The sequence below is a fragment of the Geobacillus sp. ZGt-1 genome (assembly GCF_001026865.1).
GTDB classification, from domain to species: Bacteria; Bacillota; Bacilli; order Bacillales; family Anoxybacillaceae; genus Geobacillus; species Geobacillus thermoleovorans.
The window spans coordinates 1-1,881 of the sequence record NZ_LDPD01000066.1 but is presented as its reverse complement, the minus strand read 5'-3'; the positions used below and the strand labels follow the sequence as shown (position 1 = coordinate 1,881).

1 protein-coding gene and 1 pseudogene are annotated in these 1,881 nt (G+C 56.8%); both read left to right on the top strand.

Annotated features, from left to right (window positions below; translation table 11 throughout):
• On the top strand, positions 1 to 1,582 hold a 1,582-nt coding region (locus VU18_RS15545; RefSeq protein ID WP_047758449.1), incomplete at its 5' end, for a penicillin-binding protein 2.
• Between the two features lie 75 nt (positions 1,583 to 1,657).
• A pseudogene (locus VU18_RS15540) lies at positions 1,658 to 1,881 on the top strand (hypothetical protein); the annotation flags it as partial.

Here is a 1,881-nt window from a genome sequence, read left to right as displayed (position 1 = left end):
AAATGGCGCGCCGCTCACGAAGCGATACGTGCCGTTGCTTGTCTTATTCCCGTTTTTAACGACGATGAAATGGCCGATGGAACAAGTCGCCCGCATCACCGGCGTCTCTAAAGAAGAGATCCGCCGCCAGCTTGAGCAGGCGGACGGTCCGTTCGTCTTAGAGAAGGATGGAGAGCCGCTCGCCTTGAGCGCCCAGCAAATGAAGCAAATTAACGATTTGCGCATTCCGGGCGTCTTAGCTGTCAATAAACAATACTCTCTTGAGGTGGTGTACGCTCCGCATTTGCTTGGCTTCACCCGCCCAGATCAGGAGCTCATCAAGAAGCGTTATCCAAAACGGCCGCTGCCGCCAAAGACCGAAGTGGGCATTCAAGGACTTGAGAAGGCGTTTGATGAGTTTTTGCTCGCCGACGGCGAAACGAAGCTGCTTTATCACGTTGACGCCGAAGGGCGGCCGCTGTTTGGGCTCGATGTCAAATACAGCGATACGGGCAACCCGTTTTATCCCGTCACCGTGCAAACGACGCTTGACCGTGACTTGCAGCAAGAGATGGAGCAGATCGTTGACCGATACGGGTTGAAAAAAGGCGGTCTCGTTTTGCTGGATATTGACACAAACAGTGTGCTCGCCATGGTCAGCCGCCCAAACATGGATCCGCGTGATCCGTACAAAAACCGCGGGGCGGAAAACCAAATAGTGTTGCCGCAAATCCCTGGCTCGATTTTTAAAACAGTCATTGCGGCCGCGGCGCTTGATGAGGGGCTCGCCTCGCTTGAGACAACGTTTGACTGCAGCCGAAAAATTGACGGCAAAACCCGCGATGAGGAGCATGATTACGGCATGCTTGATTTAGCGGACAGCTTTGCCGTCAGTTGCAACAATGCTTTCGCCACGCTCGGCAAGCAGTTGATCGAGCACGATCCCGATGCGTTTGAAACGTATGCGAGAAAGCTTGGGCTGTATCCGACGGCCGGCTGGGAAGGGGCGGTGTACCATGAAGAGCATTTCCGTCAGTTCCCGGAGGAGCAGAAAGGAACGATTTGGCATGATCCGCGCGACAAGAGGGTGCCGCTTGCGGTGGCGCAAACGGCGATCGGGCAAAAAAATGTACGCGTCTCGCCGCTTGGCGTCGCCAACATGATGGCGACCATCGCCCGCGGCGGCGAAGCGCTTCAGGTGCGGGCCGTTGACAAAGTGCTGTATAAAAACGGTGCGACCCTCTTTTCGTTTCCGCCTCAACCGGCTTCAGACATGGCGCCGATCGCGCCGCAGACGGCCGAAGAGCTGCAGCGGCTTTTGCGCAGCGTTGTCACCAAAGAGGATGGCACCGGCCGCCGCTTCCGTTCGCTGCCGTATCCGGTCGCCGGCAAATCCGGGACGGCGGAGACAGGAAAAATGGACGGCGGTGCTGAATTCATTAATAAATGGTTTGCTGGCTATTTTCCAGCCGACCGCCCGAAATACGCCCTCGCTGTCGTTGAGCTCGACTGCCCGAGCGGGCGGGCCTCGACGAATGATGTGTTCGCCGCCGCAGTCGAGGCGCTTTATGCTTATGACCACGCCAAAAATGAAGTGAAGTGACGAACCAAATGTAAGGGGAATCCATGTTTCCAGCACGAACATCATCCAAAGAAGGGAGAGGAGACGGTGGCGCAAATGGGGACACGCTTTGCCGCCCGCGCCAAGCGGCGGAGAATCAACCGTTGGCTCAATGGAGCCATTGCCGTTGTCGTGCTGCTCATTTTGATTGTCGGCGGGAACTTGCTGTTTGGCGATCAACCGAGCGAGAAGGCGGTTGATCGCGAAGCCAAAACAGAAGCGGCCAATGCGAAGCGGGTGGAAGTGGAAACAGGCGAAGCGGCGGCGCCGGCGGAAGCCGA